Annotated in this window: 12 protein-coding genes; 11 read left to right on the top strand and 1 reads right to left on the bottom strand. The window is 61.3% G+C overall.

Going from position 1 to position 14076, the window contains the following annotated elements; translation table 11 throughout:
* Nucleotides 1–77 precede the first annotated feature (77 nt).
* The 10 genes from M1E17_RS11475 (at nt 78) to M1E17_RS11430 (ending at nt 12467) form a co-directional block, all read left to right on the top strand.
* Entirely contained in the window at nt 78–881 is an 804-nt protein-coding gene (locus M1E17_RS11475) for an IclR family transcriptional regulator (RefSeq protein ID WP_457967513.1), read from the top strand.
* Nucleotides 882–1528: 647 nt separating this feature from the next.
* Entirely contained in the window at nt 1529–3511 is a 1983-nt protein-coding gene (locus M1E17_RS11470) for a BCCT family transporter (RefSeq protein WP_457967713.1), read from the top strand.
* A gap of 109 nt (nt 3512–3620) precedes the next feature.
* Entirely contained in the window at nt 3621–4748 is a 1128-nt protein-coding gene (gene moaA, locus M1E17_RS11465) for a GTP 3',8-cyclase MoaA (RefSeq protein ID WP_457967512.1), read from the top strand.
* 627 nt (nt 4749–5375) lie between these two features.
* Nucleotides 5376–6299 carry a carbohydrate ABC transporter permease gene (locus tag M1E17_RS11460; protein WP_457967511.1) on the top strand — a complete coding sequence of 308 codons (924 nt, stop codon included), beginning with the start codon at nt 5376–5378 and terminating at the stop codon, nt 6297–6299.
* A gap of 61 nt (nt 6300–6360) precedes the next feature.
* Nucleotides 6361–7215, top strand: coding sequence for a carbohydrate ABC transporter permease (locus tag M1E17_RS11455; protein WP_457967711.1), 855 nt, complete (start codon nt 6361–6363; stop codon nt 7213–7215).
* A gap of 39 nt (nt 7216–7254) precedes the next feature.
* Nucleotides 7255–8556: an ABC transporter substrate-binding protein gene (locus M1E17_RS11450; RefSeq protein WP_457967509.1), complete on the top strand. Its 1302-nt coding sequence runs from the start codon at nt 7255–7257 to the stop codon at nt 8554–8556.
* A gap of 3 nt (nt 8557–8559) precedes the next feature.
* The gene (locus tag M1E17_RS11445) at nt 8560–9672 is read left to right on the top strand and encodes a Gfo/Idh/MocA family protein (protein ID WP_457967508.1); all 1113 of its coding nucleotides are present in this window, start codon (nt 8560–8562) and stop codon (nt 9670–9672) included.
* On the top strand, nt 9669–10610 hold the full coding sequence (locus M1E17_RS11440; RefSeq protein ID WP_457967507.1) for a DUF6807 domain-containing protein: 942 nt from the start codon (nt 9669–9671) through the stop codon (nt 10608–10610). Before M1E17_RS11445 ends, M1E17_RS11440 begins: the two co-directional genes overlap by 4 nt.
* Nucleotides 10611–10714: 104 nt before the next feature.
* The gene (locus M1E17_RS11435) at nt 10715–11344 is read left to right on the top strand and encodes a cupin domain-containing protein (RefSeq protein WP_457967505.1); all 630 of its coding nucleotides are present in this window, start codon (nt 10715–10717) and stop codon (nt 11342–11344) included.
* 94 nt (nt 11345–11438) lie between these two features.
* On the top strand, nt 11439–12467 hold the full coding sequence (locus M1E17_RS11430) for a LacI family DNA-binding transcriptional regulator (protein ID WP_457967504.1): 1029 nt from the start codon (nt 11439–11441) through the stop codon (nt 12465–12467).
* A 25-nt stretch (nt 12468–12492) separates the two neighbouring features.
* Here M1E17_RS11430 and M1E17_RS11425 read toward each other — a convergent pair whose 3' ends face one another.
* Nucleotides 12493–13329, bottom strand: coding sequence for an alpha/beta fold hydrolase (locus M1E17_RS11425; protein ID WP_457967503.1), 837 nt, complete (start codon nt 13327–13329; stop codon nt 12493–12495).
* A 227-nt stretch (nt 13330–13556) separates the two neighbouring features.
* Here M1E17_RS11425 and M1E17_RS11420 point away from each other — a divergent pair, with 227 nt between their 5' ends.
* Nucleotides 13557–13781: a hypothetical protein gene (locus M1E17_RS11420; RefSeq protein WP_457967501.1), complete on the top strand. Its 225-nt coding sequence runs from the start codon at nt 13557–13559 to the stop codon at nt 13779–13781.
* Nucleotides 13782–14076 lie beyond the last annotated feature (295 nt).

Below are 14076 nucleotides of genomic sequence, written 5' to 3'. Positions count from 1 at the left end.
CCATTCCGGTCTAGGATCAATCACAAAGAGGACGTTTCACCCTCTTGATTGGCCACAGGAAGACGCAGGTATGGATCATGGCCACAAATGACCCTGACGCCCCAAAGGGTGCCAACGGGCAGGCCGGGGGCGTGCAGTCCGTTGACCGCGCCCTGCAGATCCTCGAGATCCTCTCCCGGGACGGACACGCGGGTGTCAGCGACATCGCGGAGGAAATGGGCGTTCACAAGTCCACCGTTTTCCGGCTGCTCGAATCACTGGTCGGCCCTGAGATGGTCCAGCAGAACACCGGACGTGGCAAGTATCAGCTGGGCTTTGGCATACTTCGCCTCGCCGCCTCAATCCCGGCGCGCCTCAGCCTGGTGCGGGAGGCCAGGCCAATCCTGGAGGACCTGGCGCAGCAGAGCAAGGAAACCGTTAACCTGGCAGTCCTGCGATCGGGCTATGCCGTCAATGTCGACCAGGCCCTGGGACCCTCCAGCCTCGCCACATACGACTGGGTGGGTGGACTGACCCCACTCCATGCCACGTCCAGTGGCAAGGTTTTTTTGGCCGCACTGCCGGCTGATGAGCGCCGGCGGATCCTGGATGAGGTCGGACTCTCTGCCCGGACGCCGTGCACCATCACGGACCGGGGCGTTCTGGAAAAGCAGCTGCTCGACGTAGCCCGCAACGGATATGCGGAGACACGAGAGGAACTCGAGATCGGCCTGAATGCGATCGCCGTCCCCGTGTTTAACCACGTTGGCGCAGTCATCGGATCAGTAAGCATTTCGGGACCGGCGTTCCGCTTCGACACCGAAAAACAGCCGGGGCTCATCGCGTCCCTCCGTGAGGCCGGACTGCAGATCAGCACGAAAATGGGCTACACGCAAAGGTAACCCTGCCCCTAGCGGGCACATGTCGCTGTTGCGTTGGATACGGAACCGACAGGCCGGGCCGCCTCGCTTCCACCTGCTCGTTGATGCTTAGCTTCCCGCCGCGGTGCTGCCAGACGTGGCAAAGGTCTGTATATTTCCACTCTCCAAATCGCTTCTTACGCAACAACACTCACGATATGCAACAGCGTGACGTATGCCACGCCTGGTGTCAAGATCCACTAAGAGGTGGCAGAAATGTCTTGACATCTTGGTGTGGCGTAGCGCACTCTGTTGCTGAGCGCGAATTGTGTTGTTCCATGCGGAACGAGACGAGGCAGCCGACCTTTATCGTTTTACACCCGGTTCCTGACCCTGAAGAGGTGCACCATGCACAAGGCCTGCACGCTAAGTGAGCCTGCGCAAGGGGAGCCGCTGTGGCTGGATACAGTTCCACCGATTGCCGCCTTTCACACGGAAGACGGCAATCTGTTTGCAAAATCGATTCGCCGCCAGCCAAGAGGCCGGTCCGAACCCATGAGGTCATGGTGGCCGACGGCGACATCATGGTCGTCGAGCTCACGGAAGCCCCCAACCTTCCTCCCGGCCGGACAGTCAACGGCCACATCTCAAAATACGCAGTCCATGACTCCCAAGCAAAGGACGAAATCATGGCTATAAACAGTGACATCAAACCCCCCAAGAAACCTCCCGTCAGCGAAAGCGATGGGGAGGGCCTAAGAATCGGGGAGCTGGCTTCAGACGATGGGGTCGAAGCAGTTCTCCTCATTCCTGAGGGCGGAGCTGCCGGCACTTTGCCGGATTCAGAAGAATACGATCAGATCCTGGAAGAGCTGCGCTCCGCCAAAACCGAGCACGCCGTTTCGGCACGCCGGAATACCAAACTCACCCTCGATAAGGTCACCTTCGGGATTACGGGAGTCTTCGCCATAGCCTTCGTGGTTTGGGGATTCGTGGGCCGGGACAGCCTCTCCGCATCCTCGACGGGCGCCCTGAACTGGGTGATGGAATACACAGGATGGCTCTTTATGGTCCTGGCGTCCCTGTTCGTGGTGTTCGTCCTGTGGCTTGCCCTGGGCAAGTTCGGCAACATCCCGCTGGGCAAGGACGGCGAGAAGCCTGAATTCCGCACTATCTCCTGGGTGGCAATGATGTTCGCTGCAGGCATGGGCATCGGGCTGATGTTCTACGGCGTGGCCGAGCCGCTCTACCACTACATTTCGCCGCCGCCGGGAACCGTTGACGGCAGCACGCCGGCTGCCATCCAGACTGCCATGGCTACCTCAATCTTCCACTGGACGCTGCACCCCTGGGCGATGTACGCCGTGGTGGGCATCGCCATGGCCTACGGAACCTACCGCCTGGGCCGCAAACAGCTGATCTCCGCCGCGTTTACCTCCCTGTTCGGCATCCGCGTAGTTGAAGGTCCGGCCGGCAAATTTATCAACATCCTTGCCATTTTCGCGACGCTTTTCGGCACGGCGGCATCGCTGGGCCTTGGCGCCCTGCAGATCGGCAGCGGCATGACGTCCAACGGCTGGATGGGAGAAATCGGCACTCCGGTGCTCGTGGCCATTGTGGCCGTCCTGACAACGTGTTTCGTGGCCTCCGCCGTTTCCGGCATCAGCCGCGGAATCCAGTGGCTGTCCAACATCAACATGGTCCTGGCCGTCGTCCTGGCCCTGATCGTCTTCGTGGCAGGGCCCACGCTGTTCATTCTCAACCTGATTCCTGCCGCCGTCGGTGACTACGCCAGGGACCTGGCGGAAATGTCTTCCCGGACTGAAGCCGTGGGCGACGAGGCGCTGCGCAGCTGGATGTCCGGCTGGACCATCTTCTACTGGGCCTGGTGGGTGTCCTGGACGCCGTTCGTGGGCATGTTCATTGCCCGCATCAGCCGTGGACGCACCATCCGCCAGTTTGTCACCGGCGTGCTGCTGGTGCCCAGCGTCGTCAGCGTGATCTGGTTCGGCATCTTCGGCGGCACTGCCTTCCATGTGCAGCAGGAAGCCGACAAGGCCGGCACTCCCGGCCTGGTCACCATGGTCGACGGCGTCCCGACCGTTAGCTTCGACGGAGCGCTTTTCGACCTGGTCAAGAACCTGGGCATGCCCGCATGGGCCGTCGGCGCAGTCATCGTCCTGGCGATGGTCCTGGTGGGAATCTTCTTTATCACCGGCGCAGACGCGGCCTCCATCGTGATGGGATCGCTCAGCTCCAACGGCGCCGAGGAACCCCGCCGGGGAGTCGTCATCTTCTGGGGCACGCTCACCGGAGCCGTCGCGGCCGTTATGCTCCTGGCGGGCGGAGACGTACCCTCCGAAGCCCTGTCCGGGCTCCAACGCATCACCATCGTCGCTGCCCTTCCCTTCGTGATCGTGATGCTGCTGCTCTGCTTTGCCTTGGTCAAGGACCTCCGCCGTGACCCGCTGGCACTGCGGCAGCGGCTGGCCACCAATGTCATGGAACGTGCAATCCGTACCGGCGTGGAGCAACACGGCCTTGTCCAGTTCGACCTCGTGACAAGGCACGAATGCGCGGAAAAGTGCTCGGACTCGGACTGCATTGGCAGGACTCCCACGGGGAGCGTTCCGACCGTCGGTGCCAAGCATGCGGACCGGGACAGTAACTAGCTGTCCACCCGTCAGTAGCACCTTGCGCCCCGGTGGCACGCGGCTTTCAGGCCCGTGCCACCGGGGCGCACCCACTCCCCCGACAAACGCAACAGCAAAGGTTATGTACATGGCCGTTCAGCTGGGCATCCCGGTCCTGCGCCAGGGCAGCAACAACAACCACGGGTCCGCTCTCAAACCGCGCCCGATTGGACTCCCTGCCGGGCTCCTGGACCGTTTCGGGAGGCAGGCCACCGACATGCGCCTGTCCCTGACGGACAAATGCAACCTTCGCTGCACCTACTGCATGCCCGCCGACGGCCTTCAATGGCTGGCGAAGCAGGCCGTCATGACGGCCGGGGAGATCGTGCGGATCGTCCACCTGGGCGTGAACCGCCTGGGAGTCCGGGAGCTGCGCCTGACCGGCGGCGAACCCCTGGTCCGGGCCGATCTGGTGGACATCATCAGGTCCCTTCGCCAACAACATCCGGACCTGCCCATCTCCATGACAACCAATGCCGTGGGGTTGGACAAGAAGGCCGCTCAACTCAAACAGGCGGGCCTCACCCGCATCAACGTATCGCTGGACTCCCTGCATGCGGAGACCTTCGCGCAGCTGACCCGCCGCCCGTTCCTGGACCAGGTCCTGGCCGGTGTTGAGGCTGCCGATGCTGCTGGTCTTGGACCCATCAAACTCAATGCCGTGCTCATGCGCGGGATCAATGACACCGAATCCCCCAGCTTGTTGGCGTGGTCGCTGGAACGCGGCTACGAATTGCGCTTTATCGAACAGATGCCCCTCGACGCGGACCATGGCTGGACCCGTCAGGACATGATCACCGCGTCCGAGATCCGGGACCTCCTCGCCGATGACTTTGTGCTGTACCCGGACCCCAGGGAGCGTAGCGGCGCCCCCGCCGAACGATTCCAGGTCCAGCGGCGCGATCCCGCAACGGGCGAGCCCAGCGGCGCCGTGCTCGGTACTGTAGGCATCATTGCCTCTGTCACGGAACCGTTCTGCAGTGACTGCCGCCGGACCCGAATCACCGCCGACGGAAAGATCATGAGTTGCCTGTTCTCGCGCCAGGAATTCGATCTGTTGGGGCTGCTTCGCTCCGGAGCCGACGACGACGAGCTCACCACTCGCTGGCAGGACGCCATGTGGGCCAAGCCCAAGGCCCATGGGATGGACCACGCGGGATTGGAAGGGGACGACTTCGTCCAATCGGACCGCAGTATGAGCGCTATCGGGGGCTAAACAAGAGTGTTGTTGCGGTCTGTTGCTACAGCTCTCAGCCTGCCCCGGGATGACGTCGGCGATGTCCTGCCGCCTTTCGCAGCGAGCCAACCAAGGGACGAACGAAAAAGAAGGACCCCCGGACCGATCACCTACTCATCCGCTTGTTGTTGTGGACCGTAATTAATCCAGCGGTGACCCTCCTGCCCTGCAACTGTCCTCCGCTTGCCAGCGGAATTTCGCAAGTACCGATCAGCCGTGGACCGACGACAGGCTATCGCCTCGTTACGACGTCCGACGTGACGTTTAGCGGTTACGGAGGACACCCCATCAGAGCTGGCTGCGGCATCCCTCCAATAACCCCACCGGGAGCCATTTAGGCGGGAAGCTCTTGTTGAAGAAAGTGAACGATAACTCTTGACGAAAAGTGATCGATAACGAATAGTTGGGTTATCGATCACTTTTGGCACCGCATTGCTGATTATATGCAACGTAGCCTCCGCAGCCAGAGGTCAGGACATTCTTGCTCTGTCTGATCTGCATATACGGCCCGCAGCTCTCAGCCGTGGGGTCAAGTTAGGAAATTATGAAACTTTCACTATTTCCGGGAGATACCGGAAGTCCGGCCGCGCATCCGCAGGCCGGGACATGAGCGCACTGTCAGAGCTGAGCAAGCTCAAAGGCCAGGGGTCAAAGACGGAAGGCCGGGACACCAAGGCGGCCCTGGTGTTCCTGGCCCCGTGGCTGGTGGGCTTGGTGGGCATCACCGTTGGTCCCATGCTCATCTCGCTCTACCTGTCCTTCACTGATTACAACCTCCTTCAGGAGCCCACTTTCATCGGCTTCGAGAACTTCACCAGGATGTTTGAAGACGCCCGGCTGTGGAACTCACTGAGGGTCACATTCATCTACGTACTGGTGGGCGTCCCCCTGCAGCTCGCCGTTGCCCTCCTCATCGCGATGGTCTTGGACCGGGGCATTCGGGGCTTGCCGTTCTACCGTTCGGTGTTCTATTTGCCATCCCTCCTTGGTGGCTCAGTTGCGGTGGCCATCCTGTGGAAGCAGATATTCGGCACCACCGGCCTCGTTAACCAGTTCCTGACCCTTCTGGGCATAGAGGGTCCGGGTTGGATATCGGACCCGAGCACAGCACTGAGCACCATCATCCTGCTGCACATCTGGACCTTCGGCAGCCCCATGATTATTTTCCTGGCTGGCCTGCGTCAGATCCCGCATATGTACTACGAAGCCGCGCAGGTGGATGGTGCCAGCAAAGTGGTTCAGTTCTTCCGTATCACGCTCCCCCTGCTGAGCCCCATCATCTTCTTCAACCTTGTGCTCCAGATCGTTGGCGCCTTCCAGTCATTCACCCAGGCCTTCATCGTCTCCGGCGGCACCGGCGGACCGTCAGACTCCACCATGTTCTTCACCCTGTACCTGTACCAGAAGGGGTTTGGCCAGTTCGACATGGGTTATGCCTCGGCCATGGCCTGGGTTCTCCTGCTGATCATCGGCGTCCTCACCGCCATCAACTTCTACGCCTCAAAGTTCTGGGTGTTCTATGACGACTGAAATCCAGCCCCAACACACCGCTTCCGCCATGGCGCAGCAGGGCACCGTGCCCGGCCCGGCGATGCCGTCACGGCCAAAAAGTCCCGCTGCAGCCAGGTACCGCCCGCTCCTGAAGCATCTGATCCTGATCATCTCCGCGATGCTGATGATCTATCCGCTGCTGTGGATGATTGCTTCCTCCCTTCGGCCCAATGACCTCATCTTCCGGGAACCAGGCCTGTGGCTGACCACGTTCGAGGCAGGCAACTACGCTGACGGGTGGAACGCCCTGGCGCAGCCGTTCTCCACCTACCTGTTCAACTCGGCGGCCGTGGTCCTTGGCTGCATCATCGGCAACCTGGTGTCCTGCTCGATGGCAGCATATGCCTTCGCCCGGCTGAACTTCAAAGGCAAGAAATGGCTCTTTGCAGCCATGCTGCTGACCATCATGTTGCCGTTCCATGTGGTGATCGTGCCCCAGTACATACTGTTCTCGCAGATCGGATGGGTTAACACCTTCTGGCCCATCATCGTGCCGAAACTTCTGGCAACCGACGCTTTCTTCGTCTTCCTCATGGTCCAGTTCATTCGCGGCATTCCCAAGGACCTTGACGAGGCAGCGCGGATCGACGGTGCCGGCCACGCCAGAATCTTCCTCCAGGTGATGCTGCCCCTGATGGTTCCGGCGCTGGCCACCACCACAATCTTCACCTTCATCTGGACCTGGAATGACTTCTTCAGCCAGCTGATCTACCTCACAGACCCCGACATGTTCACAGTTCCCGTGGCGCTACGGGCATTCATCGATGCGACCGCCTCGACCTCCTGGGGATCCATGTTCGCCATGTCCATAGTGTCCCTGCTCCCCGTTTTCATTGCCTTCCTGCTCGGCCAGAAGTTCCTGGTCAAGGGCATCGCCACCACCGGTATCAAATAAGCACCCACTGTCGACGTCGACAAGAACGAAAGGCCACTCATGAACAACCAACCATCCCGTCGGAACGTACTGCAACTGTCTGTTGGCATAGCTGCATCCGCGCTGATGCTCAGCGGCTGCGGCACGGCCGGCACCCCCGCTGCGGAAGAAACCGGACCTGTGACAATCCGCTTTACCTGGTGGGGCGGGGACGCACGCCAGAAGCTGACCCAGCAGGTTATCGACGCCTTCCATGCCGAAAACCCGAACATCACCGTCGTCGGGGAATATGCCGACTGGAGTGGCTACTGGGATAAGCTCGCCACCCAGGTCGCAGCCAACGATGCACCGGACATCATCCAGATGGATGAGAAGTATGTCCGCGAATACGGTGACCGCGGAGCCCTGCTGGACATTCACAAACTCAACGGACTGGATACCTCTGGCATTGCAGAGGACACTCTCAAGAGCGGTGAAGTGGATGGCAAACTCGTCGGTCTGGTGACAGGCGTGGCTAACTATTGCATCGCTGCCAATCCCGCAGTTCTGGAAAAGGCAGGGGTTGCCATGCCGAACGACAAGACGTGGACCTGGGAAGACTACAAGAAGCTCGGTCAAAAGATCAGCGAGAGTGGAACGGGAGCCACCGGCGTCGGCGTCTTCTACCAGGACCACGATCTGTACATCTGGGCACGGCAACAGGGCGACCGTCTTTATGACGACTCCGGCAAAGTGGTCATCAAGCCCGGGACGCTTGCCTCGTTCTGGACCAACCTCCTGGACCTGTCCAAGTCCGGAGCAGCCGGCAAGCCCTCTGCCATCATCGAAAACGCCACAGCATCAATCAACCAGAACGCCCTTGCCAAGAACCAGATGGGCTTCTCCGGCGTCTTCCAAACCCAGCTGACCGCTTACGAGTCCGCCAGCGGCCAACAGCTGAAGTTGCTCCGGCTTCCTGGCGAGTCACAGGCCAAGGAACGGGGTGCCTACTACAAGGCCTCCATGTTCTGGTCCGTGTCCTCCCGCACCAAACACCAGCAGGCAGCGGCCAAGTTCCTCAACTTCCTGACAACGAGCCAGACCGCCGGAGACATCATGCTCACCGAGCGCGGAATCCCAGCCAACACCAAGACCCGCGAGGCCATCACCCCTAAGTTGAAGCCTTCCGATAAAGCTGCGATTGACTTCACCAATGCAATTGCGGATGACGTACGGCCCGCTCCGCCCATCACGCCGGCCGGCGGTAGTGGCATCCAGGACCTCCTGGCCCGGTACACCTCCGACGTTCTCTTTGAGCGCATCACCCCCGAAAAGGCCGCCCAACCCTTCATCGACGAACTCTCGTCTTCACTGCGGAAGTAGCCCATGACTGACCTGAACCATCCCAATAGAATCCGAGTGGGCTTCATCGGCACCGGAGGGATAGCCAATGCCCATGCCGATGCACTGCGGCAGCAGCCAGGCGTGGAACTCACTGCCGCAATCGATCTCGACACATCACGTGCGGAGGCCTTCGCCAGCAAGTGGGGAATTGCCCGCACCGCGGCGAACCTCAGGAAGGCGGTCGACGCCGGCGGGCTGGATCTCGTAGCCATCTGCACCCCTCCGTCCAGCCATTTTCCACTCGCCCTCGAGGCGCTCACGCACGGCCTGCACGCGGTCATAGAAAAGCCCCCCACACTGTCCCTCAGCCAGATGCGCGAGTTGGAATCAGCTGAAGCTGCATCCGCCGGGACGCTCAGCTGCGTTTTCCAGCACCGCTTCGGCTCGGGTGCCCGGAAGCTGCATTCCCTGCAGTCATCCGGAGTACTCGGCAAGCCGCTCGTTGGCACCTGCAACACCCTGTGGTTCCGCGACCAGGCATACTTCGATGTCCCGTGGCGAGGCCTCTGGGACGTCGAAGGCGGCGGACCGACCATGGGCCACGGCATCCACCAGTTCGACCTGCTGCTGCACTTGTGGGGTCCATGGGCCGAGGTGTCGGCCTTTGCCGGCAAACTGGCACGCCGGACTGATACTGAGGACGCTTCTGCGGCGGTGGTCCGGTTCGAATCCGGTGCGATCGCCACCATCATCAATTCGGTGATTTCGCCGCGGGAAACCTCGTACATGCGGCTGGACTTCGAAAACGCCACCGTCGAACTCGAGCATCTCTACGGCTACGCCGACCACAACTGGACGGTAACGCCGGCACCCGGCCAGGACGCCGTCGTCGAACTCTGGGCCCAGGGTGACGACTACGCAAGCGGGCACTCGGCCCAGTATCAAACCATCGTCCGCAGCCTGCAGGGAGGCGAGGCTGTTCCGGTTTCCATCAGCGATGCCTACGGAACCATGGAACTGGCCGCCGCCATCTACGCGTCGAGCGTCAGCGGAACAACCATCGCCCGCGGCCAGATCGACGAATCGAGCCCCTTCTTCACCCGTATGGACGGCCACCTGGAACCCTGGAAACAAGAAGAGGAACTCAAGGCATGAACACGCCACCAGCTCTTACATGGCGCGATGACAACCAGTCCCTGACCGTTTCGCTCGGGGCCGTGGACATCGCCGCGTATACCTACGACGCCACTGACGAACAGCGGGAATCGCCGCGGCCGTACTTCCATCCGCTGCGCACCACAGCCGGGGAAACCGTCACCGCCTACCGGCCCTGGGACCACGTGTGGCACAAGGGCATCGCCTGGTCCCTGCCGCACTTTGGTGAGGATAACTTCTGGGGCGGTCCCAGCTACCGCCGCGACGAAGACTACAAATGGCTCCCGAACAATGGAAGCATGCGCCACGAACGCGTCATAGAGGCCGGGCTCGACGGCGGTGCGTTTCGTTTCGCACACGCGCTGAGTTGGTGGACGCAGTCAGGCATACACGTGGCCGATGAAGCCCGCAGCATCCGGATCCTCCCCGGGCCTGACGATAACGCCTGGACTCTTGTCTTCGAAACGGCCATGACCAACGTCTCAGGCCGCGACATCCACATCGGTTCCCCCACCACCGAGGGCCGCGAAAATGCTGGCTATGGGGGCCTGTTTTGGCGGGGTCCCCGCGAGTTCGCCGGTGGCCGGATCGTGGGACCTGACGGAGCAACCGGCGAAGCGCTTCGCGGCACCCGGGCGCCATGGCTCGCCTTCATTGGCCAGCACGATGACACCTGCCGCCACTCGACTATTCTGATCGCGGACGATAGCGGCAATGCGCAGCACCCGCCGGAGTGGTTCGCCCGATCCGAGCCCTTCGCATGCTTCGGACCGGCACCGTTCTTCAGCCAGGAAGTCCTGTTCGCGGCCGGAGGCACTATGACCAACCGCTACGCCGTGGTGATCGCTGACGGCAACTCGGACCAGGAGCGGCTGGACCACCTTTCTTCCTTAGCTCTGGATGCCCTGCAGCACCAGCTGATGACGGCAGGAGCATGATGAAACAAGAACTGAATACATCGTTTCCGGGTGCCGTTGGCCTAAGCCGGCTGTCGGTCTATGACTGGGAATCAAGCGACGGTGTCTGCGGTGGATCTCCGCACATGCACACTGCCTCAACTGAGGCGTACCTTGTGCTTTCGGGCTCCGGCCGGGTCGAGACAATCCGGTCATCCGGGTACGAATCCTATGACCTCGCAGCCAACGACCTTTTATGGTTCAGCCCCGGAACCATCCATCGCCTGGTGAATGAGGACCACCTTGAAATCCTGGTGGTCATGCAGAACTCCGGATTGCCTGAAGCAGGGGATGCCGTACTCACGTTCGAAGCAGACATTGTTGCCAGCCCTGAACGTTACATGAAGGCAGCATCACTGATACCAGACGCGGGACTTGGTTCTGCCCAGGAAACGGCACGTATCAGGCGCGACGCAGCACTCGCCGGATACCAGAGGCTGAAGGAGGCCGCCATCGCGGGCCGGCATGACGCCGTCGAGCAGTTTCACCGTGATGCCGCCAATCTGGTCCAGTCCCGCATCCCCGAGTGGCAAGGCATTTGGGAACAGACCATTGCACCTGAAGCGGCCAGAACGGGGGCCTGGCTGAAGGAGCTCTCGGAGGGACGACTCGCTCATTTAGCCGAGGCGACTGTGGTCAGGTCGGAGGTTGGGGGGAACAAGATCTTTGGCATGTGCGGGATGCTGCAGAAGTGGGACACGGGGCAGTTGGTCTGATCCGGCTTCCGGGTCCCGGTGGGCGGGAAGGAGTAGGCTAAAGCCCTATCCCTTCCCGCAATCGGGGGAACAATATCTGAAGGGATGCAGGGAGATGGTGCAGACAACAATCGAGGGCGGCAAGCCGAAAGCCCCCACCATTTACGATGTGGCAGGGTTAGCCGGCGTCTCCCACCAAACCGTCTCCCGGTATTTGAGGGACAAAACTAAACTTAGGCCCGCGACGTTGGCGCGGGTGGAAAAGGCCCTTGCAGACCTGAACTACACCCCGAACCTTGCAGCCCGCTCCCTGAGGTCCCGGGCGCTCTACCGTGTGGTGGTTGTGGTTCCGGAAGCTTCGCTGTACTTCCCTATTAGGATGCTCAATGGGGCAGCGGCCGCGGCCCATGCAGCCGGATATCGGGTGGACGTCGTGGCTATGGAGGGAACAGTTGAAGCCCGGGCACAGCAACTTCGCTCCCTGCTGTCGGGAGAGGACATCGCGGGGATCCTATCCTTTGTCCCGCTGCCGAAGTCTGCGGCGGCCTTCCCAAATGCCACCGTCCCCCTGGTAGTAGCGGGCGAGTACCAAAACAGGATGCGCGCCCGGGGCAGCATCGCCGACGGCACGGCGGCTGCGAAAATTGTCCAACATCTGGCAGCACTTGGCCACCGAAACTTCTTCCATGTCGCCGGGCCCGCCAACTACCCCTCAGCCCGCAACCGGAAGAGCGCTTACTTGCAGGCTACAGCGGAACTCGGCCTCACATCCCTGGGCGTCGCCGCCGGCGATTGGTCCCCTGCCTCCGGATATGCCGCCGGACAGAAGATTATTGAGCTCAAGGAAGTCACAGCCGTCTTCGCTGCCAATGACCAAATGGCGCTGGGTGTCATCCGTGCCCTCCATGAAAACGGCATAACCGTACCCGACGATATAAGCGTGTTCGGCTGGGACGACATGGCCGACTCGGCATTCGTCATCCCATCACTGTCAACAGTTCATATGGACCTGGAACGCCTTGGCGCGCGAAGCCTCAGAGAGCTGATCACACTCATCCAGGGCGGACAAGGGACGCCCGAAGCCCTAACGCTGGATCCCATGGAGCTCGTCCTGCGCGAGTCGACAGGGCCGGCGCGCCAGTAACATCAGTCAGGACTCCCCGCCGTGCTTACCGGTCCTGCTGCACCGAAGGCGGGGGCGAGTCCAGAAAGGTTGTGACAACATCCATCACCAGGCCGGTCCTCGCCAGCCCGAAGAAGTGTGTTGTGCCAGGAAAGACTGCCAGCTGCGAAGTGGGCACACCTTCAAAGTCGCCGTTTACATCGCCCCCGCGCAGCTGAAGGAACCGCACCGCGTGCTCGAGCTTGACCATGTCGCAATCGCCCACGGTGATCAGTGTCGGGGCGGCGATGCCGCGGATCTCGTCGTCACTCCACCCTGTGGCGCCTGCGTCGTAGCGTCCGAGCTTGTCCAACAACCCCTGGAGGTGCTCGCGGTCGGGGTGCGGCGACACCGCCAGATAGCGCTGTTCCATGGGGGTACCGGCGATCATGTCGACGGTCATGGCGGCAACCGCTTCGGCGTTCCCGCCCCGGTCGCCGTCGGGCCGGAAGGACACTGAGGAGACGATGATCTTACGGACAATTTCAGGGCGGTTGACAGCCAGATGCAGCGCGACCGCGCCGCCGACGCTGAATCCGAATATATCGACCTCGCGAACACCCAGGTGTTCAAGGAGACCAGTGACATCGGATGCGAGGTCGCGACTGTTCAGGGGACGGTCGATGTCATTGGTCCGGCCGTGACCCTGAAAGTCGGCCGCGATGACCCTGCGCCCGGCCGATAAGCCCGGGATTAATGCGCCAAACTGCTGCTCGATATCGAACAGCCCGCCGTGCAGGAGCAAAAGCGGTGTGCCCCCGGCACCATGCAGCTCGTAGTACATCTGCAGGCCGTTGACGGGGGCGTACCCGCTTTCGGGGGTTGCCGTCATTCGCTGATGCATCTGCCCGTCCTCCGCATCGTTTCGGGCCATCCTAGTCCCGATATTGTCTCTGCGGCAGGCCGTCGGGTGACGGCCACGGAGCGGCTCCCAAAACAGGAGAAGGACTTAAGGAGAACTTGGCCAAATCCTGCTTAAATCTGGCCTGTTGCCTGCCCAATTCTTGAGCCCGGCCCTGCATTGTTGGCATATAGCAAAGCCAAGCACAGGGCCCAGCGAAGGACAGGATCATGAACAGCAAGGCTCTACTCACCAGTCAGCATTCCGACAGCCACTGGACCGCCAACGATGTGAGGGAAAAGCTTGGGCGGGGGCTGGAATCCGATCCGGGCCTGGCTGAATTCCTTGCCGCAGCCCCTGACATGGCACGCGCTCTCAAAGCCGTCCTGAACCTGGACCTTGGCGTCATTGCCGAGCGACTGGTGCGAGCTGAGATTGGCGCCATTCTGCACTAAAAGACGTACAGGACCGATTCGGCCTGCGTCTACGAACTTGGCTGTAATGCGGAACCGAGTCCCAAGCCATGGAGCCCACTGACCGCCGCCCGCAATGTCCAGAGCGCAGGGGTGCCGCTCAAGGCAGGCATTACCTCTCCCCTGATGATGAACCTCGCGTCGTTCGGATCCCCAGCGGCTGACCACCATCCGGTACTCGGGCAGTGGTGACCAGTGCGTGTGGCTTCATCGAGCAGGAGAGTCGAAGCGGCCGGGCGACGTTTCTTCATGACATTTCCTTCACTGAGAGGGCCGG

Source organism: Arthrobacter sp. D1-29 (assembly GCF_054130585.1).
This window is presented reverse-complemented; position numbering and strand designations above follow the sequence as displayed.